Source organism: Streptomyces sp. NPDC006552 (assembly GCF_040611655.1).
Classification (GTDB): Bacteria; Actinomycetota; Actinomycetes; order Streptomycetales; family Streptomycetaceae; genus Streptomyces.
Genome location: NZ_JBEXOS010000002.1, coordinates 87,659 through 108,321 on the forward strand (window position 1 = coordinate 87,659; position 20,663 = coordinate 108,321).

Genomic DNA, 20,663 nt, shown 5'->3' on the forward strand with positions numbered 1-20,663 from the left:
GGTCTGTCGCAAATGACTCGCCCGACGCGTACAACCCTGACGGGGGGAAGCGTGTCCAACAGGCGTGGCAGAGGTACTCGACTTCACAGCGGTACAGGCGAGAGGCGCGGCGCTGCGGCCCCCCCTCGCACCCCTCGGGGCACGTCGTCCCCGCGGGGGCGCGGCCGGCGGCATGCCGGTGATCGCCCCCATGCCCGCGGCACGGCCGGCGCAGCTCCCGGCGCAGCAGGGCGCTGACGAGGTGACGACGGCGGGCACCACAGTCGATCACCTCACGGAGACGTACCGCGCGCACTACCGCTCCCTGCTGGGGCTCGCGGCGCTGCTCCTGGACGACACGGCCTCCTGCGAGGACGTGGTCCAGGAGGCGTTCATCCGCGTCCACTCCGCGCGCAAGCGCGTCCGTGAACCCGAGAAGACGCTGGCGTACCTGCGCCAGACCGTCGTCAACCTCTCGCGCTCCACGCTGCGCCGCCGCATCCTCGGCCTGAAGCTCCTCACCAAGCCGATGCCCGACATGGCGAGCGCGGAGGAGGGCGCGTACGACCTGCTGGAGCGCGACGCCCTCAAGGCGGCCCTGCGCGGGCTCCAGCGCCGCCAGCGCGAGGTCCTCGTCATGCGGTACTTCGCCGACATGACCGAGGCGCAGGTCGCCGAGGCGCTCGGGATATCCCTCGGCTCGGTGAAGGCGTACGGTTCCCGCGGGATCGCGGCCCTGCGCATCGCGATGGAGGCGCCGGCATGAGCGCCGGGGCCCACGGGCCGCACGAGCGGTTCAGCAAGCACGAGCAGGACGAGCACGCTGGGAACGAAACTGTGAACGACGGACCCCGTCGTCCGGCCGGTGCGGCGGCCGACGACGAGCTGGAACTGCGGCGCCTGATGCGCCAGGCCGTCGCCGAGATCGACCCCTCGGACGAGGCCCTGGACCAGTTGCGCCGCGCGGTGCCCGCCCGCAGGGCCCGCAAGCGGCAGGCCCTCGTCGGCGCCGTCGCCGCCGGGGTCTTCGTGGCGATGGCGGTGCCCGCGGTGCTGCACGTGGCGAACAACGGCTCCTCCGACCGGCCCTCCATCGCCGGCCACAGCGAGGCGACGCACGGCGGTACCGACGCCGGCACGTCGGACGGCAGCGGCGGCAAGGATGCCGCGGGCTCCCCGTCCCACGCCGCGGACAAGGACAAGGACGGGAAGAAGGACAAGGGCAAGGGCGGCAAGGGGAAGGGCGCGGGCGGCGGCGCCACCGGCGGCCCGGGCCCCGCCTCCACGGCCGCCGCCAGCTCCCCGTCCTGCGACGCGAACGATCTGAGCGAGGCGGTGGCGAGCGTCGGCCAGCCCGACGCCGGCGGCACGGTCTACGGCTCGTTCCGCGTGTCGAACAGCTCGACGGGCAACTGCACGGTCGACAGCCCCGGCAGCGTGGTCACCATCGCCGAGGGCGCGGCCGACCCGGCCAGGGTCACCGTCGTCGACCACACGGCGGGCGACCGGGCGACCGGCCTGCCCGACCCCTCGGCCGAGCCGGGCCAGCTCATCCTGGAGCCCGGCATGGCCTACGAGGTGCGGTTCGCCTGGGTGCCGTCGGCGACCTGCCCGGCGACGGGCACCACCACCGGGGGCACCGGCGGCCCGGAGACCCCCGCGCCGACCCCCTCAAGCAGCACGGGCCCCTCCGACGGGACCGCCACGGCCGACGCCAACCTGTCGGCGCAGCTCGGCACCGACGAGGCGGACGGCAGCGTGGTCGTGTCGCACACCGCGGAGCCCGGGGCGCCGAGCGCCGCCGCGACCATCCCGGACGCGTGTGCCGGGACCGTCTACCGCACGGGTGTCCTGCCGGCGTCGTAGGCCGCGCCCCGCCCGGTCAGGCCGTCTCCTCGGTGAGTCCCAGCTCCGCGTCGCGCAGAGCCTCGGCCTCGCGGCGGACGAGCCGGAACCACATGAAGAGCACGAAGCCCGCGAAGACGAACCACTCGCCGGTGTAGCCGAGATTCTGGAACGCCTTCAGGTCCAGGCCGCTGCCCTGCGCGGTGCCGGCCGGGACCGGCGTCATCGCCCCGTCCGCCCGGTCGAGCGTGACCCACGCGTCGTACACGTCGTAGGGCACCACGTTCACCAGGGACGCCGCGCTGATCATGCTGATCTGACCCGCGGGCAGGCCGCCCGCGGTGCTCACGCCGTCCGACCCGGCGGACTCCGAGGCCTGCACCGCGCCGACCACGGTGACCTCGCCCTTGGGCGGGGCGGGCGCCTTCGCGGCGGAGGCCGCGCCGGGCAGCCAGCCGCGGAGCACGGGCAGCGCCTTGCCGGTGCCGTCGACCTTCAGGAGCGTCACGACGTAGAAGCCGGTGCGCCGGTCGAGGTCGCGGTCGGGCACCAGGAACTGCTTGCCGTAGCGGCCGGTCGCCGTGGTGCGCTTGCCGGAGGTGTTCTGGTCCACCGGCAGCACCGAGGCGAGCGGCACGGCGGCCGCCTTCTCGTTCGCCGTCGTCCGCTCGCCCGCGGAGCGGTGGTCCTGCACCCGGTCCTCGAAGCGGCTGAGCTGCCACGAGCCCATGAAGACGCAGACGGGGACCGCGAGCAGGACGAAGATCGTGATCCCCCACCAGCGGGGAGTCAGCAGGAACCGGTACACACCTACACGGTACGGGTCCGGTGCCCCGCGCCCCGCCGCGGCCCCCGCCGGGCGGTTCTCAGCCCCGCGGGCCGGGCAAGTGACGGCCGGCGAAGTCCAGTTCGAGGCCGACCTGCTTGATGCGCTCCTCCACGACGAGCGAGCCGTGACCCGCGTCGTACCGGTACACCTCGTGCGGCGCGTCCCGGGCGGCGAGCCGGTCCACGTAGTTGTCGATCTGGCGGATCGGGCAGCGCGGGTCGTTCACCCCCGCCGAGATGAAGACCGGGGCCCGCACGTCGTCCACGTACGTCAGCGGCGAGGAGACCGTGAAGCGGTCGGGGACCTCGTCCGGCGAGCCGCCGAAGAGGGTGCGGTCCAGGGCCTTGAGGGCCTCCATCTCGTCCTCGTACGCCGTCACGTAGTCCGCGACCGGTACCGCCGCCAGGCCCACCGCCCACGCGCCGGGCTGCGTCCCGAGGCCGAGGAGCGTGAGGTAGCCGCCCCAGGAGCCGCCGGCCAGCACCAGCCGCGCGGGGTCGGCGAGCCCCGACTCCACGGCCCAGGCGCGGACCGCCGCGATGTCCTCCAGCTCGATCAGGCCGACGCGGTGCTTGAGGGCGTCGGTCCACTCCCGGCCGTACCCGGTCGAACCGCGGTAGTTCACCCGCACCACCGCGTACCCGTGGTCGACCCAGGCGGCCGGGCCCGCGGCGAAGGCGTCCGCGTCGTGCCAGGTCGGACCGCCGTGGATCTCGAAGACCGTGGGCAGCGGGCCGCTCGCCCCGGCCGGCCGCTGCACCAGGGCGTGGATGCGGCCGCCGGGGCCGTCCACCCAGGCGTCCTCGACCGGGACGGACGCCGGAGCCTTCGGGCCGGGCGGGTCCAGGACGACGGCGCCCGTGGTGGAGCGGACCGCGGGCGGCTGCTCGGCCGAGGACCAGAGGAACTCCACGCTGCCGTCCGGGCGGGCCGAGGCGCCCGAGACCGAACCGGCCGGGGTCTCGACCCGGGTCAGCGCCCCCGACACGAGGTCGTAGCGCCACAGCTCGGAGCGGGCCTCGAACTCGTGGACGACCAACAGCGCCGAACCGTCCGGGTACCACTGCGCCGACACGTCGCCCGGCAGGTCGAGGGCGAGATCGGTCTGCTCGCCGGTGGTCACGTCCCACACCAGCGGCTCCCAGCGGCCGCGCCGCTGGTGTCCGATCAGCAGCCGGGCATCGCCGGCGACCGGGGCGAAGCCGAGGACCTCCAGGCCCAGCTCCTCCTGACCGCCCTTCGTGTCGTCCAGCTCGGCCACGGCCGACCCGTCGAGGCGGACCACGCGCAGCGCCGAGTGCATCGCGTCGCCGTGCTCGGTGTGCTCGATCGCGATGAGCGTGCTGTCGTGGCTCAGGTCACCGACGCCGGCCGACTCGCGGTGCCGGTAGATCTCCGCGGGCGCGCCGCCCCCGGGCCCCACGACGTGGATCGTCGTGCCGTCCTCGTCGGTGGAGCGGCCGATCACGGCGGTGCGCCCGTCGCGGCCGAGCGCGAGCCCCGCCGGATAGGACGGCGCGAGCCCCGGTACCGCCTCGGTGTCCGGGCCGCCGGCGAAGGGCTGGCGCAGCCACACGCCGAACTCGTCCCCGTCGGTGTCGCTGAACCACCAGATCCACTCGCCGTCGGGGGAGAGCACCCCGTCCGTCGTCCCGTTGGCCCGGTCCGTCACCTGGCGCCGCTCGCCCGTGGCCCGGTCCCAGGCGTACAGCTCGTACGTCCCCGTCGCGTTCGACACGAACAAGGAGCGGTCCGGGGCGTCCCCGGCCCAGTCGGGCAGCGAGACCCGCGGGGCGCGGAAACGCTGCTCCCAGTCCGGCACGGGCGGCGTGGACGGTGCGGTCGGCAAGCTCTCAGTCATGGCCCCATAGTGCCCGCCCGGGCCGCACCGCCGCCGAGAGGGCCCCCGGCCTGTGGATGACTCCGGCCGGTCCGGAGAGGGGGGCGGCGTGACCCGGCCGGGGGCCGTGCCTCCGGGGGGAGTGGCCGGGTCCGCCATGCAGGTGCTCCCGCTGAGCGTGCCTGCCGTCCGCCGGCCGGGCCGGGGCGAGGAGGGGAGGATGAACCGCGCCGACGCGGTTCATCCGTACGCCCCGGAGCGGCGACGGTGTGAGGAATGTACGCCCGGCGGCCCCGGCCCGGAATACCTGGCGCATATATCTACGCCGATCGTCGGGGGCGGGTCACAGCGGCGGGCGCGCCGGGGCCGGTCCGAGGGTCGTCGTGCCGGGCGCCGCGCGGTGGCCGAGGCCCGTGCGGTAGGTGTCGAGCGCCGCCTCGATGCGGCCCGAGCGCCGGTACAGGTCGCCGAGCAGCCGGCACAGGTCCGCCAGGTCGCCCGCGGCGCCCGCCCGCTCCAGCAGGCTGAGCGCGCTGACGTAGTGCTCCTCCGCCTCCTCGACCGCCGCCGACTCCTGCGCGATCAGTCCGAGCAGCCGGTGCGCGCCCGCCGCGTGCACCGCGCCGCGCTCCGGGCCGATCTCGCCGAGCAGGGAGCGCAGCAGCTCCGCCGCCTCCCGCGGGCGGCCGAGCCGGCGCAGCACGTCGGCCAGCTCGACCTCGACCTGCTGCGTGTAGAGGGCGGCCCGCTTGGCGCGGAGCATGTCGCGCGCCGTCCGCAGCTCGCTCTCGGCGTCGGTGAGCCGGCCCGCCTGGGCGTGGACATAGCCGCGCATCCAGTGGCAGTGCGCCAGCTCCGTACGGATCTGGAGCTGCTGGTAGAGCTCCGCGGCCTTGGCCAGGGAGGCGTCGGCCTGCGCCACCTTGCCCTCGGCGAGCAGGGTGCGGGCCACCGAGCGGTGCATCTGGGCGACGAGCGCCGGGTCGCCCACGCGCGGGGCGAGCGCGAGCGCCAGTTCGGCGGCCTGCGCGGCCCGCGCGTGCGCGCCCATGTCCATGTACGGGGCGATCGAGGCGGTGTAGAGCAGCACCAGCGCGTCCGGGTCGTGCAGGCCGCCGGTGTTCAGCTCGTCCAGGGCGGACTCCAGCAGGTAGCAGGCGTAGCGCAGCGAGCCGGAGAGGTAGTGGGCGACCGCGCGGGCCCGGATCACCGGAGCGCGCTGGGGCAGCGGCGCCCCCGCCTCGGCGAGCAGGGCGCCGGCAGTGTCGAAGTGGGCGCGGGCCAGGGCCAGTTCACCGGTCTCCAGGGCGCACTCGCCGAGCCCCAGTTCGGCCGCCGCGTGTTCCGCGCCGAGGCCGTGCTCCGCGGCTTCCGCGCTCAGCGCCCGGTAGAGCACGGCGGCCTCGTCGGCGGCGCCGGTGGCGAGGGCGCGCTGGGCCTCGGTCAGCCGCAGCCGCACGCCGGTCGCGAGGTGGGCCGGCTGCCCGGTGGCCAGCTCCTCGTACGTGACGCCGAGCCGCTCGGCGATGTGCCGCAGCGCCGCCTCGGAGGGGCGGACCCGGCCCGCTTCGAGGGTGGAGATGTAGGCCGGGGTGTAGGCGGGCTCGGCGACCTGGCGCTGGGTGAGGCCCCGCGCGGTGCGCAGCCGCAGGACGCGACGGCCCACGGACGGGGGCGGTTCTTCGGGCATGGCGTGGGAGTGCCGCCTTTCGCGGGAGGTCCCTGGAGTGTCACCTCTTGCCCCCGCTCCCGCCAACCCCCTAGGTTGAGCGACCAGTTAAGGCAAGTTAAGTCTGCTTAACCCTCAACTTACTGCGAGGTCCCCGTGCCTGTCCGCACCCCTCTGGTCACCGCGCTCGCCGCGGGCCTCCTCGCGACCGCCGTGCTCGGCGCCGCGGGGACGGCGAGCCACGCCGCCGCCGGTGACGGCGGCCGGACCGGCGCCAGGACGGTCGAGTACTTCCCGGACGCGCACGGCCAGGGACGCCACGTCCCGGCGCCCGCCTCCGTCCCCGCGCGGATCGGCCGCGTGCAGCAGGCCCCGGCCCAGGCCCCCGCGGCCACCGCCGTCACGGCCCTGCAGAAGACCGGCCCCACCGACGGCCGCCTGGACCTCGTGGTCATCGGCGACGGCTACACCGCCGGCCAGCAGAGCGACTTCGCACAGGACGCCCAGGCCAAACTGGACGCGATCTTCGCGGTCGAGCCCTACAAGAGCTACCGCGGACTGTTCAACTTCTGGCTGGTGAACGCCGTGTCGAACCAGTCGGGCGTCTCCGGCGACCCGGCCAAGGGCGACGTCAAGGACACCGCGGTGAGCAGCTACTTCTTCTGCTCCGACACCGAACGGTTGCTCTGCGTCGACGAGAAGAAGGTCGACACCTACGCCCGGCAGGCCCCCGCCTCCGACATCGTCTTCGTCATCGCGAACTCCACCAAGTACGGCGGCGCCGGCTACAGCGGACTGACCTCCACGGCCGGGCACACCGGCATCGCCACCATGTCCTCCGACAACGACCGCTCGTACCTCATCGGCGCCCACGAACTCGGCCACTCCATCGGCCTGCTGGCGGACGAGTACCAGTATGACGGCTACGGCACCTACCCCGGCGCCGAACCGGCCGAGCCGAACACCACCAAGCAGAGCGCCGCCGGTATGGAGAGCACGCGGACCAAGTGGTACCGCTGGCTCGGCCAGGACGACCCGTCGGGCGGCACCGTCGGCGCGTACGAGGGGGCCGGCTACTACGAGTACGGCATCTACCGCCCGACCCAGAACTCGATCATGCGCTCCCTGGACACCGAGGCGTTCAACCTGCCCGGCCGGGAGGCGATGATCGCCGGCTTCTACCGCGCCGCCGACCTCCTCACCTCCGCGGGTACGCTCCGCGTCGACCTGGCTCCCCTGCCGAAGGGGCTCGCCGATGTGCGGATCCGCTGGTCCGTGGACGGGGTCGAGGTGCCTGCCGCGCGGGGCCGGCACGCCCTGAAGGCCGCGTCCCTGGGGCTGCGCAAGGGCACGCACCGGGTGACGGCGTCGGCCGTCGACCACACGGTGGCGCTCCGCGACCCGGCGGCCAGGCGCGCCGCGACGGACCGTGTCACGTGGACCATCCGCGCCAAGGGCCCGCGCCCTTAGGACTGAGTCTTCGGCCGTCCCGCCGCGGAGCTTCTCGCGCGGTTCCCCGCGCCCATGACAGGCACACTGCGTGTGCGACCGTCTTCGCCCGCGGCCTCGGTGGGACTTCTCGCGCGGTTCCCCGCGCCCCTGAGATGCGCACTGCGTGCGCCATCTCAGGGGCGGTGCGTGGGACGCGCCCTGTGGAGCTGCGGCGGAGCCGCATGCTTCGGGGGTGCGGGGAACTGCGCGAGTAGCCCCACCGGCCGGCACGCGCCGACGGATCGACGGCCACCCACGGCGCGTGGGCGGTCCCGTCACCCCAACCCGTGCCGCCGCGCCACCATCCGCTCACTCACCCCCCGCGACACCACCCGCCGCACCGCGAACACCACCGGCGCCCCGCTCCCCACCGCATAGAAGGACCGCAACCGCCGCGCCTCGACCACGCCCACGATCTTCGCCGCGACCTTCTCCGCCGGGATCCCCCGCGCCTCATGGCCGTTCAGAGCCGCGAGCATCGTGTCGTACTCCCTCCGGAAGGGCGACCCATCCCGCACGTACTGGGTGCGGCGCGCACTGATCCCGGTGGCGATGGAGCCGGGCTCGACCGTCGTCACCCCGACCCCGTACGGCGCGTACTCCCGCCGCGCCGCACTCGCGAACCCCTTGACCGCGGCCTTCGAGGCGACGTACGACGAGCGGTAGGCGAGCGGGAAGCTGGCCAGCATCGAGCCGACCATGACCACCCGCCCGCGCCGCCGCTCCCGCATGCCGGGCAGCACCAGCTGGCTGAGCCGCACGGCCCCGAAGACGTTGAGCTGGAACAGCCGCCGGACCGCGTCCATCGGCAGCTCCTCGAACGGCCCGCTCTGCGATTCACCCGCGTTGTTGACCAGCACGTCCACGTCCCCCGCCGCGGCCGCGCACGCCTCGATGCTCGCGTCGTCGGCCAGGTCCAGGGCGAGGTAGGTGACGCCCGGCACCGGCGCGCCGACCGTCCGTGGGTCGCGGCTCGTGCCGTACACCCGGTAGCCGCGCCGCACCAGCGCCGCCGCGACGGCCGCCCCGATCCCGGAGGACGCCCCCGTCACCAGGGCCGTCCCCCGCGCCCCGGCCCGGCCGTCGCCGCCGGCCGGCGCCCCGCTCACGCCAGGCTCCGGGCGAGCGCCCGCCCGGCCGCGCGGCCGGAGAAGATGCAGCCGCCGAGGAAGGTCCCCTCCAGCGCGTTGTACCCGTGCACGCCACCGCCGCCGAACCCGGCGACCTCCCCGGCCGCGTACAGCCCCTCGAAGACGGAGCCGTCGGGCCGCACGACCTGCGAGTCGAGCGTGGTCTCCAGGCCGCCCAGCGTCTTGCGGGTCAGCACGTGCAGCCGTACGGCGATCAGCGGCCCCTGCGCCGGGTCGAGCAGCCGGTGCGGCTTGGCGACCCGGGTGATCCGGTCGGGCCAGTAGGCGCGGGCGTTGCGGACCGCCATCAGCTGGAGGTCCTTGCCGTAGCCGTGCTCCGCCTCCCGGTCCCGGGCGGTGATCTCCCGTTCCACCTGCTCGTACGCGACCGGCGTCTCGGGCGTCAGCGCGTTCATCCCGGCGACGAGATCCTTCAGGCTGCGCCGTACGACGAAGTCCTCGCCGCGCTCCAGGAACGCCTGGACGGGTCCGGGCGCCCCCTTCTTCACCCGCTGGAGCACCAGCTTCAGGTCCTTGCCGGTGAGGTCGGGGTTCTGCTCGGAGCCGGAGAGCGCGAACTCCTTCTCCACGACGGCCCGGGTCAGCACGAACCACGTGTGGTCGTACCCGGTCGCGGTGATGTGCTTGAGCGTGGCGAGCGTGTCGTGCCCGGGGAAGAGCGGCGCGGGCAGCCGCCGGCCGGTCGCGTCCAGCCACAGCGAGGAGGGGCCCGGGATGATCCGGATGCCGTGGCCGGGCCAGACCGGGTCCCAGTTCTTCAGGCCCTCCGTGTAGTGCCACATCCGGTCCCGGTTCACCAGGGACGCGCCCGCGCCCTCGCTGATCCCCAGCATCCGCCCGTCGACGTAGGCGGGCACCCCGGTCACCATCGAGGCGGGCGGCTGTCCCATCCGCTCGACCGGCCAGTTCTCGCGGACCAGATCGTGGTTGCCGCCGATGCCGCCCGAGGTGACGACGACGGCCTGCGCGCGCAGTTCGAAGTCGCCCGCGGTCTCCCGCGAGGAGGCGACGCCGCGCGCCGCGTCGGACGGTTCGAGCAGCGCCCCGCGCACCCCGACCGCGGCCCCGCCCTCCACGATCAACTCGTCCACGCGGTGCCGGTACTTGAAGGTCACAAGCCCCCGGGCGGCCGCCTCCAGGACAGGCTCCCGGAACACGCGCACGACCTCGGGCCCCGTCCCCCACGTGAGGTGGAAGCGGGGCACGGAGTTGCCGTGCCCGGTCGCGGTCCCGGTGCCGCGCTCGGCCCACCCGACGTTCGGCGTGACCCGCAGCCCGAGCCCGTACAGGTAGGCGCGCTTCTCCCCGGCCGCGAAGCGCACATAGGCCTCGGCCCACTTGCGCGGCCACCGGTCCTCCCGCTCCCGGTCGAAACCGGCGGAGCCCAGCCAGTCCGCGAGCGCCAGCTCGTAGCTGTCCTTGATGCCCATGCGGCGCTGCTCGGGGCTGTCGACGAGGAAGAGCCCGCCGAGCGACCAGAAGGCCTGCCCGCCGAGGTTGGCCTCGTTCTCCTGGTCGACGAGGACGACGCGCTTGCCCGCGCGGGTCAGTTCGTAGGTGGCGACGAGCCCGGCGAGCCCGCCCCCCACGACGATCACATCGGCACGGTCCGCGGTGCCACCGCTGTCGCTCATGCGCTCTCCATGGGTGTGCTGTAGGCGTCGAGTACGTTCCGGAACAGGGCCTCGCGACGGGCCCGGGCGCCCGCGTCGTCCGGTCGCAGCAGAACCTGTACGGCGGTCCCGTCGTGCACGGCGACGAGCGCGTCGCCGAGGGCGTTCTCGTCGTCGACCCGGCGGCCGAGCCGCGCCAGGGCGGCGACGAGGACCGGCAGGACGGCGTCCCTGATCGCCACCTCCCGGGCCGCCATCACGCGCCGCAGCCCCGGATTGCGCAGGGCGTGCGCGGTGAACTCGGCGGTGATCCGGTACCAGGCGTCGTCCACCGGGGCCGCGGCGATGGCGGCCCGCACGGCGGAGCCGGGGTCGGCCGGATCGATACCGGCCAGCGCGGTGCGCACCTCGCCGAGCATCCGCGCCGACCGCTCCTCCCACAGGGCGAGGAACAGCTCGTCCAGGGAGGAGAAGTTCGAGTAGAACGCGCCGCGGGTGAAGCCGGCCCGCTCACAGACCTGCTCGACGGTGGAGCGCCCGAACCCCACCTCGGCGAAGACCCCGAGCGCGGCGTCGAGCAGCCGCTGCCTTGTGCGGGCGCGCCGCGTCGTCACGGTGCCAGGCATCATCGCCCCCTCCATCGGATACAGGAACGTATTCGATACGTTCCTGTATCGACAAGGGGTCGGGGCGGCGCACGGCGGGGCCGGTCAGACGAAGATCTCCACCAGGGTCCACACGGCGAGCAGCAGCATGCACACGCCACCCACCCGCTGCACGGTCTTCAGCGGCACGCGCTTGGCGATGAACCGCCCGGCGACGAGCGCGAGCGCGGAGACGGACATCAGGGCGGCGGCGGAGCCGATGGCGGTGGACCAGGTGCCGTTGGTGGCGGCGAGGTTGGCGGTGGTGATCTGCGTCAGATCGCCCCACTCGCTGATGAAGACGGCCATGAAGGCGGTACCGAAGACGGGCCAGAACCCGGTCACGGTACGCGCGCCCGCCTCGTCGTCCTCGTCGTCACCGCCCCCGCGCAGCAGCATGAAGGCGCCGAACGCGAACAACAGCGCCGAGACGACCTTCACGATCCAGTCGGGCAGCAGCCCGAGCAGCGAGCCGGCGCCGACGGCGATGGCCACGTGCACGATGAAGGCGGCGGAGGTCCCGAACCACACATACAGCGGCTTCATCCGGGTGCCCATGGCCAGCGAGGCGAACATGGTCTTGTCCGGCAGCTCGGCGAGGAAGATCAGCCCGAAGGCGGTGAGGATCGCCAGGGGGTCGAGGTGCATCAGCGGGTGCTTTCTGTACGGGCCGGGCCGGCGCGCCCACCCGCCGCGCGGAGAGGACCACTCGACCCGGCAGCCATGACACGTATGCCCTACGCGTCAGTCGTTCTGCCTGGTCGAAGGTCTCGCCCACCCGAACCGTCACCGGCCCGAGCCCGGCCACCGGGAACCCGGGGGCTCCAGTGTGTCGACGACCGGTTCGCGGGGCTACTCCCCTTCGCTTGCGGGTCCAGGGTACCTGGTGGGGGGCGGGGACGCCCTGATGGACCGAGGAGCGGTGCTCAGGGGCACTGCCGGGTGCGGGCGTCGTGGCTGGTCGCCAGGGTTCGAAGGGCAGCTCTGGAATGCCGAGTTCTCGACGCATGGCGGAGGCGGTGGCCTGAACGGCCTTGTCGTAGGTGTGCTGAGCGGTCTGAAAGGTGCCGTCCGTCACGTGGGCGCCGTCCGCGAGCAGATCACGTAGAGCCGAACGGTGCGGAACGCTTCGACGCCCAGAGCGACGACGCGAGGCGGGGCAAGCATCGTCAGACCGAACCGTTGCTCGAACAGGCCAGACTCCGTGAAGGCGACACGGACCGCACGCCTGCGGTCTTCAGGTGTGTCATGTGCGGCTTCGGCAGCAAAACGCATGCCCTCCGCCGAGCGGGCCAGGTGAGCGAGGTAGGTCACGGAGGCCTCGCGCAGACCGGTCTGCGCATCCGCTCGTTGGCCCCGCTTCCAGCGATCCCGGTCCACGACGAACGTAGCGATGATGCCGGCGAATGCGCCCGCTAGGGCGCTCAGAGGCGCAGTCCAGTCCATACACGGTATTGAGCACAGGCTGCGGCGCGCTGTGAATAAGGCGAGGACACCGTCTCCCGGACACTCGCCCCCGGCGACCCGCTGCCGCCGCCCCGTCTTCCGGCATGCCGTCGCCAACGGTGTACGCGACCCACGCCCGCCGCCTTCCGGCCGGCCCTACCCCTTCGGCCCCAAGCGATTTGGCGCGAGTGCCGTCGGCGGGTCAGAGAGGGATGATGCGGACTTGGCTTCCGCAGAGCTTGGTCATGTCGTCGCTGTCGGAGGTCAGGAGCGCAACGGGTCTCGGCTGGCGCAGGGCGACCTCGGCGACCGTGGCGTCGATGGCGTACTTGTGCCCGTGCAGTCCGGCGCCCTTGAGGAGTTCCGCCGCCGCTTTCGCCGTTTGTTCAGTGACCGGCTCCACCTTGACGCGGGACAGGGTCCAGTTCAGGCGGGGCATGTCGGTGCGGGAGTGGGTGACCTCCACGATGGTGTTGGCCCCGATGACCAGGTCTGCACCCATGTCGTGGAAGATCCGCAGCATCGCGAGGAGCTTGCGGTCCTGCGCGACCCAGGCGGAGAGCCCCTCAGAGTCCAGGACGACGGTTTCGACGCGCTCACTCACGCGGCGCCCGCGCCCTTAGAGAAGTCGACGGAGCCGAAGATCTTAGCGTGGGCTTGGGCGAGCTCTTCGCCGCTGAACGACCCGTGCTCCTCCTCGTGACGGCGGAGGTCGTCGCCCAGGAGCTGGTGCCGGATCTGACGGGCCACGGCCTCGGCTACGTAACCGGAGACGTTGTCCGTGAGCTTACGGAGTTCCGCCACCTGCTCGCTGGGGAGCGTGACGGTGATGCGAGTCGCTGAGGACATGATGCAAGCATACTGGAGTATGCGAGGTGTCGCCGTGCGGTGCCACGGTCCCTTGTGAGGGCACGCGCCGATGCCCGATGCCGCCCCCGCACAAACACGTGGGGAGACCGTAAGGGGCTTTCGCCCCGACGCGCCGCACCCTGCACACGCACCACATCTATTGCTCCTCGCACGCTCTTACCGCTCGAATCCAGGCCTGATTCCCTGGTCAGGAAGGCATCTGGAATCGACCACGAGGTGGGGTATGGAGCGCGCGACCCAGCGGGCAGCACAGCGCGGTACGTATGGCGTCACCGAGCGGCAGCCCGGCCACTTCCTCGGCAGCCTGTCGGAAGAGGCCAAGGAAGAACTGTTGAGTATCGGGTCCCCACGGCAGTATCCGCCCGGAGCGAAGATCCTCGTGGAAGGGGCACCGGGCGATTGCCTGATGCTCCTCGTGACCGGCTACGTCAAGGTCACCAGGAAGCGCAGCAACGGGCATGAAGCCCTGATCGCCATCCGGGCCGGCGGAGACGTGGTCGGGGAGATGGCCGTGATCGACGGCGCGCCCAGGTCGGCCACGGTGACGGCGGGTGAGGACATCGACGTACACGTCATCCAACGCCGAGCGGTGCAGGATTTTCTCGGCAAGTATCCCGAGATCACCCTTCACATCATGCGACTCAGTAACCGCCGCCTGCAAAGCGCTAATTCCTGGCGCATCGTGTTCGGCGAGTTCCCGGTTCGTGTACGGCTCGCCCGGGTGCTCGCCGAACTCGCCGAGAATCACGGGGAGCCCATCGGCTCGCACACGCTGATCTGCGTCGAACTCACGCAGACCGAACTCGCCACGCTCATCGGAGCACGTGATAGGGCGGTGCAGCTCGCGCTGGCGGGGCTCCGCGACGCAGGGATCGTGCGGACCAGGAACCGCGAGATGGCGATCCTCGAGCCGGGCCGCCTCCGGGCGATTGGCCTCCTGCCGCCGATCGGCCGCTGACAGGAACCGGCATCCCGCATTTTTGCGGCGTCTCCGCAGAGTTCAGTGCGTCGGCAACACAGTTGCGACCAGCACACCGACTATCCGAACTCATCGAGCAGGTGATGGTTCACATGACGTCGCAGCCGACCGTCCGGTCAGGGGACAAGCCCAGGCCGGATGACTACCGCCGCCTCTGCCTGGCGGCGGACATCGAGCAGTACAGCCGCTTCGACACCCCGGGCCAGCGGACCGCACAGGCCCAGCTCTCCCGGGTGCTGAGGGCGGCAGCCGAACGCAGCGGGCTGGACCACGGCACGTGGTCCGTCCAGCCGCAGGGCGACATGGAGTTCGCGGTCCTTCCGGCTGGCACGTCCGAGCAGGTGGTGCTGGGTAAGTACGTCACCCACCTCGCGGCCGAGCTCGGCGGCTACAACGCCACCCGCAGACCCGCGGGGCGGATACGGCTTCGGCTGGCCATCGATACCGGCGTGGCCGCCACCGCCGCTCTCGGCTTCTCCGGCCCCGCCCCGATCGCTGTGGCGCGCTACCTGGACGCACCCGAGGTGAAGCGGGTCTTGGCGGCTGTCACATCCGCGAACCTGGTCGTGGTGATCTCCGACCGGCTCTACCAGGACGTGGTGCGCTTGCGGTCCCACGGACACGACCCGGAGCAGTACCGCCCTATCCATGTCGAGCAGAAGGGGTTCGCCGGCTACGGCTGGGTGCGGTTGCCCGGCGTGGACCCACGGGATGCGGGGAAGGCCTGGCGGGACAAGCCGGAGGGCGGACCGCGACCCCCGGCGCGGGCAGCGGACGTGGAACGGCCGAGCTTCATCCAGCATGGCGTCCACGGCACCGCCGTCCAGGGTGTGATTCACGGGTCCGTCGTCCACGGGGCGGTGCCCGGCGAGGCAGGCCGATGAACGACGTCCCGGTCGCCGGAGGCTGCGCCTCATGCAGGAACGCGGCAGGCGGCAACCGCCAGCAGGACACCCGGGGCCTCTCCGTCCAGGGCCGGACCGGCGACGTTCACTACTACGCCGCCGCCTGTGACCACCGCTCCGCCGCGAACACGCCGCGGTACACGGCCGGCTTCTCGCCGGTCTCCTACGAGACGCTGCGCGAGGAGTTGCACCGGATTGCCCGGGCCTGCTCACGCATCGTGGACAGCATGGGTGACGATTCGGAAGGTTCGCCATGGGACTGATCCCCTACAACCGGATGTTCGATGTGCTGGAGCACCGATTCCGGCTCTCTGAACTGCCCTTCCCGGTCATGACGGCCGAGGGACCGACCCGGGTCTCCGCCCTGACCGCCAGGCGGGCACTGTACGCCAGGCCGGCGGATCCGCGGCTTCGCGAAACGATCTGGCGCGAGGCCGTCGACGCGGCGCGCCGTGACACCGGCGCGGCCGGATCCGAACGGCTGCTGACTCTCTGGCTGGCCCTGCCCGCCATGCGGCGCACCCTCCACCGCATCGCGATCCGGTGGCCGATCGACCGGCGGGAGCTCGAAGCCGAGTCACTTCTCATCCTCCTGACCGTACTGGCGGACGTGGACCCGCAGACCCATGAGGTGGGCCGCGCACTGTTACGACCCGCCATCAACCGGGTCTGGGCATTCGCCCGGGCACGGACTCGAGAGCGGCCGGTGGCGGACATCGGAGCGCTGGCCGCCGCTCACCTCTCCGTGGAGTCCCCTGCGGAGTCGCCGGTCGGCGAATGGCACGACGGCTGGGAGCTGCGGGTGTCACCGCCCGCCCGACCCGACGGATTGTCAGCGACCGTGCGGTTCAGCGTCGCGCCGGACCGGCTGGAGAGCTTCCGACTGGGCGAGCTGGCGGGCCACTTGGGTCTCGAAGAGATAGTGCACCGGGCGCGACGCCCGAGCGGGGGCGACCGCATCGGCACCCTGTCGCTGCGCCCCGCAGGAGGGCGACGGTGACCCCGCGTTCCAGGACCTGGCTGTCGTTCGCCGAGGCGTTCGACCTGCCGCTGGTCGTAGACCTGCGCACCGCCGCCCAGGCGCTCGGACTCTGCTCCGCCACCGCGTACAAGCTCATTCACGAGGGCACTTTCCCCTGCCGGTTCCTACGCCTTGGGTGGCAGTACCGGATCCCCACCGCCGACCTGCTCCGTGCGCTCGGGATTGAGGAACGCCCCGTCTACCCGGCCGATCTGACCGCCGGAGCCGACTTCCAGGAACAGCGCCGTCCCGCAACGGAGTTCGCAACGGAGGACTACACATGAGCATCGTGGCCGTCACCGAGCCGAAGCCCGAGGATCCGCCGATGACGACCTGCTTCGTCATCGCGCCCATCGGCAACGAGCACGCCCCGGACGGGAGTCCGGAACTTCAGGCGTACGAGGAGAACCTGGAGATCTACGAGAAGGTGATCCTGCCCGCCTGCGCCAGGCACGGCATCGTCCCGGTCCGGGCGGACGGAATCGCCGACACGGGTGAGATCAACGAGCAGATCTGCCGCCACGTGCTGCAGGACGACATCGTGATCGCCGACCTCACGGGAGGCAATGCGAATGTCACCTACGAGCTCGGGATCCGGCACCTGACGGGCAAAGCGATTATCCACCTCGGCGAGCACGGGCAGCTGCCGTTCGACCTCTCGCTGATTCGGACGATCATGTTCAAGCGCAGCCGAAGTGGTCTGGTCAAAGCACGGCGTGATCTGGAGACCGCACTGAAGGGCGCCCTGGACAACCGGTTCGAGCCGCTGACCCCGGCCCGGATCCTGTTCGGGCTGCCGACGGTGCCTCCGCCGGAAGCTGTGGTCGAGCCGGATCCGGACGACCCGGAGGCCCTCGGTCTCCTCGAACGGTTCGCCCGGGTGGAGGCGCAGACGGAGGCGGTCGGTGAGACTACGGAGGCGATCGCCGGGTTCATGACGGTGATCGCTGAAGTCACCCAGCAGATCGGGCCCGTGATGGAGCGGGCTGCCCAGCCGGGGACGCCGATGAGCGCCTGGCTGCCTGTGATGACCGAATTGGCCAGGTCGATGGCCGAGCCGGCCTCCGGTCTCCGGGAAGCCTGCACCCGTTTCGCCGGGCAGATGGTCGAGATGGACGCGGCGGTGCAGTCTGCGTTCGACGTCATCGAGGCGATGCCACCGGAGCAGCGCGCCGGTTCACCGACCGGTTTCCTAGAGCAGATGATCAGCACTGCCGAGTCCACCCAGGAAGTGGTCGGCGTGCTCGGCGAGGTCGAGGTCGGCATGCGGTGGCTGGTAAAGATGAGCCGGGACCTGCGGGCGCCGGGCCGGGACCTCACGGTCGCGCTCAAGCAGGTCAGTGGCGTGATGACCCGGATCGCGAACTGGGAGCGCAGGGCCCGCGCCTTGATCTGACCGAGGCCACCCCGGGTTCCACCGTGGTCCACCGGCTGAAACAGGCGAGGCAATCTCGCCGGACCGCGAGCAGGCCCGCCACCGAAAGGCCCCGGTTCTCCGACCTGGGCTCTAGTGTGGAGCGGGTGACGAGCATCGAAACTGGGGCTCTGAGCTCGGGGAGCTCGGGTGATCCAGGGTTCCACGGCCGCTGCCCTGCAGCCGTAGACACACAGAAGCAGGTGAGGGACCTACTCTCAAGAGTAGGTCCCTCACCTGCTGTTTTGGCTGTCGGGGTGGCGGGATTTGAACCCACGACCTCTTCGTCCCGAACGAAGCGCGCTGCCAAGCTGCGCTACACCCCGATGTCGTTGCTCCGCTTCCCGCTGCTGCTGGTCGCGGCGACATCGATTACTTTAGCGGACCGGCGGCCTGAGACGAAATCCGGTTTTCGCGGCCCCGGACCTCGGGGCGGAAGCGGTCCGCCGTGACCAGGAGCAGGGCCAGGATGTAGAAGGCCAGGCCGAAGATCGCGGCGTTGCCCAGGACGCCCGCGTAGCCGTGGGCGTCGACGTCCAGGAACGGGTACGGGTAGCGCGCCGGCGTGCCCGGGCTCATGAGCGCGCCGCGGATCAGCGCGAAACCGAAGTAGGCCAGGGGATAGGTGAGCCAGAGGCCCGCGTGGCGCAGGCGCAGGGCGCCCGGGCGGGTCAGCAGGAGCCAGTCCAGGACGGCGCCGATCGGGGTGACCGTGTGCAGGAGCTGGTTCGAGACCTGGCGCGCCCCGGTCATCGCGTGGTCGGGGTCGTCCGTCATGGAGAAGCCGCTGGAGTCGTTGGCCAGGATGACGTGGTAGACGAGGCCGGTGATGCAGATGAAGAGCAGGACACCGCCGGTCACCACGGCGGGGAGGGGGCGGCGGGCCCGCCAGGCGCGCCGGGCTCCGAGGGCCAGGACGACCGCGAGCAGGATGTTCGACTGGATCGTGAAGTAGCTCAGGACACGCAGTGCGCTGTCGCTGATCCACAGGTCGATGACGGTGCCGGTCAGCGCCGCCAGCGCGATGAGCGCGCGGAACGCGGCGGCCAGGGGGCGGCGGCGCCGGGGGACGACTGCCTCCGCCGGTACTGAGGAGCCACCGGCGGCACGGGATGAGCTGGGGCCGATCATCCGTCCACCGTAGGGGGCGGACAGCCGCACAGGTGAAGGGGCACGAGGGCCCCGCTGAGCGAGCGGAAGCGGCGCCGCGGCAAGGCGGCCTCGCGCGTAAGGGCTCAGCGACCCGGCCGGCGCCCCGGCCCCGCACCTGTCAGGGGCGGTGAACCCGGGCTCCCCCCAACCCGAAACCCCCCCGGATCATCGCCCCCGCGGCGCCGCCGTCAGCGTCAACAGGGACGCCTCCGGTGGGCACGCGAAGCGGACCGGGGTGTAGCGGTTGGTGCCGCAGCCGGCCGAGACGTGGAGGTACGACGTGTTGCCCTCAGCAGTGTGCCGGGACAGGCCCTTCACCCGGTCGGTGTCCAGGTCGCAGTTGGTGACGAGGGCGCCGTAGAAGGGGATGCAGAGCTGGCCGCCGTGCGTGTGACCGGCGAGGACCAGCGGGTAGCCGTCCGCCGTGAACGCGTCGAGCACCCGCAGGTACGGCGCGTGGACCACGCCGAGGGAGAAGTCGGGGCCGCTCAGCGGGCCGCCGGCCACCTCCGCGTAACGGTCGCGCTTGATGTGCGGGTCGTCCAGGCCCGTCAGGCCGATCTCGGTGCCGGCCACCTTCAGCACGCCCCGCGTGTTGGTGAGGTTCAGCCAGCCCGCCTCGTCGAACCCGTCGCGCAGCCCCTCCCACGGGTTGTGGACGACGCCGACGGCGGGCGCGTTGCCGTTCAGGCCGTGCTTGCCGCGGGTCTTGTTCACCAAGTAGCGGGCGGGGTTGAGGAACCGGGGCCCGTAGTAGTCGTTCGAGCCGAAGACGTACGCGCCCGGGAACTCCATCAGCGGGCCGAGCGCGTCCAGGACCTCCGGGACGGCCTCGGGGTCCGAGAGGTTGTCGCCCGTGTTGATGACGAAGTCGGGCCGCAGCCCGGCCAGCGAACGCAGCCAGCGCTGCTTCTTGCGCTGGTCCCCGACCATGTGGATGTCGGAGACCTGGAGGACGCGCAACGGGCGCATGCCCTGCGGCAGGACGGGGACCGTCACCCGGCGCAGCCGGAAGGAGCGGGCTTCGAAGCCGGCCGCGTAGGCGACTCCGGCGGCGCCGACGGCCGCGACGCCCGCCGTCACCTTCAGAGAGGTCTTCAGGGAGGTCTTCAGCAGCTGGGACGTCTTCGAGGAAGCCTGGAGGGGAGCTTCGTATCGCACGCGCATGTGGCCCATCGTGTCAGACCCGCCGGTCCCCGGAAATCGGCGGGCGCCGCTCACCCCGCACCTGCGACAATCAGGCCATGACCACGCTCAAGTCGAAGCTGCAGGACGACCTCAACGCCGCGATCAAGGAGCGCGATGAGCTGCGCTCCTCGACGCTGCGCCTGACCCTCTCCGCGATCACGAACCAGGAGGTCGCGGGTACGCAGAAGCGGGAGCTCTCCGACGACGAGGTGCAGAAGGTGATCGCCAAGGAGGCGAAGAAGCGCCGCGAGGCCGCCGACGCGTTCGAGAAGGGCGGCCGCGCCGAGTCCGCCGCCCGCGAGCTGGCGGAGGGCGAGGTCCTCGCCGTGTACCTGCCGCAGCAGCTCAGCGACGCGGAGCTGGCGGAGATCGTCGGCCAGGCCGTCGCGGAGGCCAGGGCGGCCGGCGCGGAGGGGCCGCGCGCCATGGGCCAGGTCATGAAGATCGCGAACCCGAAGATCGCGGGCCGCGCCGAGGGCGGCCGGGTCGCCGCGACCGTGAAGCGGCTGCTGGCCGGCTGACCCGCGCCCGTAGGAGTCGTACGAGGCAGGAAGCGACCGTACGAAGTACGGAGCCGGAAGACGCTCGTACGGAGTCGGAAGACGGCCGTGCAGAGAGCCGGAAGAC

General features: G+C 72.1%; 22 protein-coding genes and 1 tRNA gene. 10 read left to right on the forward strand and 13 right to left on the reverse strand.

Annotated elements, in window-relative coordinates; genetic code table 11:
* The first annotated feature begins 64 nt into the window (after nt 1-64).
* Both ABZY33_RS01660 and ABZY33_RS01665 read left to right on the forward strand, forming a co-directional pair.
* On the forward strand, nt 65-745 hold the full coding sequence (locus tag ABZY33_RS01660) for a SigE family RNA polymerase sigma factor (RefSeq protein ID WP_356489425.1): 681 nt from the start codon (nt 65-67) through the stop codon (nt 743-745).
* The gene (locus tag ABZY33_RS01665; protein ID WP_356489426.1) at nt 742-1,845 is read left to right on the forward strand and encodes a hypothetical protein; all 1,104 of its coding nucleotides are present in this window, start codon (nt 742-744) and stop codon (nt 1,843-1,845) included. The genes ABZY33_RS01660 and ABZY33_RS01665 overlap by 4 nt, the downstream gene beginning before the upstream one ends.
* Nucleotides 1,846-1,861: 16 nt before the next feature.
* Here the strand turns inward: ABZY33_RS01665 and ABZY33_RS01670 are convergent, their stop codons facing one another.
* The 3 genes from ABZY33_RS01670 to ABZY33_RS01680 all read right to left on the reverse strand — a co-directional run bounded on the left by ABZY33_RS01670 (nt 1,862) and on the right by ABZY33_RS01680 (nt 6,183).
* Nucleotides 1,862-2,632 carry an SURF1 family protein gene (locus tag ABZY33_RS01670; RefSeq protein ID WP_356489427.1) on the reverse strand — a complete coding sequence of 257 codons (771 nt, stop codon included), beginning with the start codon at nt 2,630-2,632 and terminating at the stop codon, nt 1,862-1,864.
* Between the two features lie 58 nt (nt 2,633-2,690).
* Nucleotides 2,691-4,514, reverse strand: a complete 1,824-nt coding sequence (locus tag ABZY33_RS01675; protein WP_356489428.1) for a prolyl oligopeptidase family serine peptidase — start codon at nt 4,512-4,514, stop codon at nt 2,691-2,693.
* A 322-nt stretch (nt 4,515-4,836) separates the two neighbouring features.
* Nucleotides 4,837-6,183: a helix-turn-helix transcriptional regulator gene (locus ABZY33_RS01680; RefSeq protein ID WP_356489429.1), complete on the reverse strand. Its 1,347-nt coding sequence runs from the start codon at nt 6,181-6,183 to the stop codon at nt 4,837-4,839.
* Between the two features lie 135 nt (nt 6,184-6,318).
* Here ABZY33_RS01680 and ABZY33_RS01685 point away from each other — a divergent pair, with 135 nt between their 5' ends.
* Nucleotides 6,319-7,632, forward strand: coding sequence for a M64 family metallopeptidase (locus ABZY33_RS01685; protein WP_356489430.1), 1,314 nt, complete (start codon nt 6,319-6,321; stop codon nt 7,630-7,632).
* 296 nt (nt 7,633-7,928) lie between these two features.
* Here the strand turns inward: ABZY33_RS01685 and ABZY33_RS01690 are convergent, their stop codons facing one another.
* The 7 genes from ABZY33_RS01690 to ABZY33_RS01720 all read right to left on the reverse strand — a co-directional run bounded on the left by ABZY33_RS01690 (nt 7,929) and on the right by ABZY33_RS01720 (nt 13,356).
* A complete protein-coding gene (locus ABZY33_RS01690; protein ID WP_356489431.1) occupies nt 7,929-8,762 on the reverse strand; it encodes an SDR family oxidoreductase in 834 nt (277 codons plus the stop codon).
* On the reverse strand, nt 8,759-10,438 hold the full coding sequence (locus tag ABZY33_RS01695; protein WP_356489432.1) for an FAD-binding dehydrogenase: 1,680 nt from the start codon (nt 10,436-10,438) through the stop codon (nt 8,759-8,761). The genes ABZY33_RS01690 and ABZY33_RS01695 overlap by 4 nt, the downstream gene beginning before the upstream one ends.
* Nucleotides 10,435-11,046 carry a TetR/AcrR family transcriptional regulator gene (locus ABZY33_RS01700; RefSeq protein ID WP_356489433.1) on the reverse strand — a complete coding sequence of 204 codons (612 nt, stop codon included), beginning with the start codon at nt 11,044-11,046 and terminating at the stop codon, nt 10,435-10,437. The genes ABZY33_RS01695 and ABZY33_RS01700 overlap by 4 nt, the downstream gene beginning before the upstream one ends.
* Before the next feature lie 81 nt (nt 11,047-11,127).
* A complete protein-coding gene (locus ABZY33_RS01705) occupies nt 11,128-11,709 on the reverse strand; it encodes a TMEM165/GDT1 family protein (RefSeq protein ID WP_356489434.1) in 582 nt (193 codons plus the stop codon).
* A gap of 426 nt (nt 11,710-12,135) precedes the next feature.
* A complete protein-coding gene (locus ABZY33_RS01710; protein WP_356489435.1) occupies nt 12,136-12,507 on the reverse strand; it encodes a hypothetical protein in 372 nt (123 codons plus the stop codon).
* Between the two features lie 202 nt (nt 12,508-12,709).
* Complete coding sequence (locus tag ABZY33_RS01715; protein WP_356489436.1) at nt 12,710-13,111, reverse strand: DNA-binding protein; 402 nt, start codon at nt 13,109-13,111, stop codon at nt 12,710-12,712.
* Nucleotides 13,108-13,356 carry a type II toxin-antitoxin system CcdA family antitoxin gene (locus ABZY33_RS01720; RefSeq protein ID WP_356489437.1) on the reverse strand — a complete coding sequence of 83 codons (249 nt, stop codon included), beginning with the start codon at nt 13,354-13,356 and terminating at the stop codon, nt 13,108-13,110. Before ABZY33_RS01720 ends, ABZY33_RS01715 begins: the two co-directional genes overlap by 4 nt.
* A gap of 244 nt (nt 13,357-13,600) precedes the next feature.
* Here ABZY33_RS01720 and ABZY33_RS01725 point away from each other — a divergent pair, with 244 nt between their 5' ends.
* The 6 genes from ABZY33_RS01725 (at nt 13,601) to ABZY33_RS01750 (ending at nt 17,678) form a co-directional block, all read left to right on the forward strand.
* On the forward strand, nt 13,601-14,335 hold the full coding sequence (locus ABZY33_RS01725) for a Crp/Fnr family transcriptional regulator (protein ID WP_356489438.1): 735 nt from the start codon (nt 13,601-13,603) through the stop codon (nt 14,333-14,335).
* A 113-nt stretch (nt 14,336-14,448) separates the two neighbouring features.
* Nucleotides 14,449-15,240 (forward strand): hypothetical protein, encoded by a 792-nt coding sequence (locus ABZY33_RS01730; RefSeq protein ID WP_356489439.1) that lies wholly within the window; start codon nt 14,449-14,451, stop codon nt 15,238-15,240.
* Nucleotides 15,237-15,524 (forward strand): hypothetical protein, encoded by a 288-nt coding sequence (locus ABZY33_RS01735; protein WP_356489440.1) that lies wholly within the window; start codon nt 15,237-15,239, stop codon nt 15,522-15,524. Before ABZY33_RS01730 ends, ABZY33_RS01735 begins: the two co-directional genes overlap by 4 nt.
* Nucleotides 15,515-16,261 (forward strand): hypothetical protein, encoded by a 747-nt coding sequence (locus ABZY33_RS01740; protein WP_356489441.1) that lies wholly within the window; start codon nt 15,515-15,517, stop codon nt 16,259-16,261. The genes ABZY33_RS01735 and ABZY33_RS01740 overlap by 10 nt, the downstream gene beginning before the upstream one ends.
* A complete protein-coding gene (locus tag ABZY33_RS01745; protein ID WP_356489442.1) occupies nt 16,258-16,566 on the forward strand; it encodes a helix-turn-helix domain-containing protein in 309 nt (102 codons plus the stop codon). Before ABZY33_RS01740 ends, ABZY33_RS01745 begins: the two co-directional genes overlap by 4 nt.
* Nucleotides 16,563-17,678, forward strand: coding sequence for a hypothetical protein (locus ABZY33_RS01750; protein ID WP_356489443.1), 1,116 nt, complete (start codon nt 16,563-16,565; stop codon nt 17,676-17,678). The genes ABZY33_RS01745 and ABZY33_RS01750 overlap by 4 nt, the downstream gene beginning before the upstream one ends.
* 270 nt (nt 17,679-17,948) lie before the next feature.
* Here the strand turns inward: ABZY33_RS01750 and ABZY33_RS01755 are convergent.
* The 3 genes from ABZY33_RS01755 to ABZY33_RS01765 form a co-directional block, all read right to left on the reverse strand.
* Nucleotides 17,949-18,022, reverse strand: a tRNA-Pro gene (locus ABZY33_RS01755).
* A 46-nt stretch (nt 18,023-18,068) separates the two neighbouring features.
* Entirely contained in the window at nt 18,069-18,827 is a 759-nt protein-coding gene (locus ABZY33_RS01760; protein WP_356489444.1) for a Pr6Pr family membrane protein, read from the reverse strand.
* Between the two features lie 186 nt (nt 18,828-19,013).
* Entirely contained in the window at nt 19,014-20,015 is a 1,002-nt protein-coding gene (locus ABZY33_RS01765; protein ID WP_356489445.1) for a metallophosphoesterase, read from the reverse strand.
* Between the two features lie 77 nt (nt 20,016-20,092).
* On the opposite strand from ABZY33_RS01765, the gene ABZY33_RS01770 reads away from it, so the two are divergent.
* Nucleotides 20,093-20,557 carry a GatB/YqeY domain-containing protein gene (locus ABZY33_RS01770; RefSeq protein WP_356489446.1) on the forward strand — a complete coding sequence of 155 codons (465 nt, stop codon included), beginning with the start codon at nt 20,093-20,095 and terminating at the stop codon, nt 20,555-20,557.
* Nucleotides 20,558-20,663 lie beyond the last annotated feature (106 nt).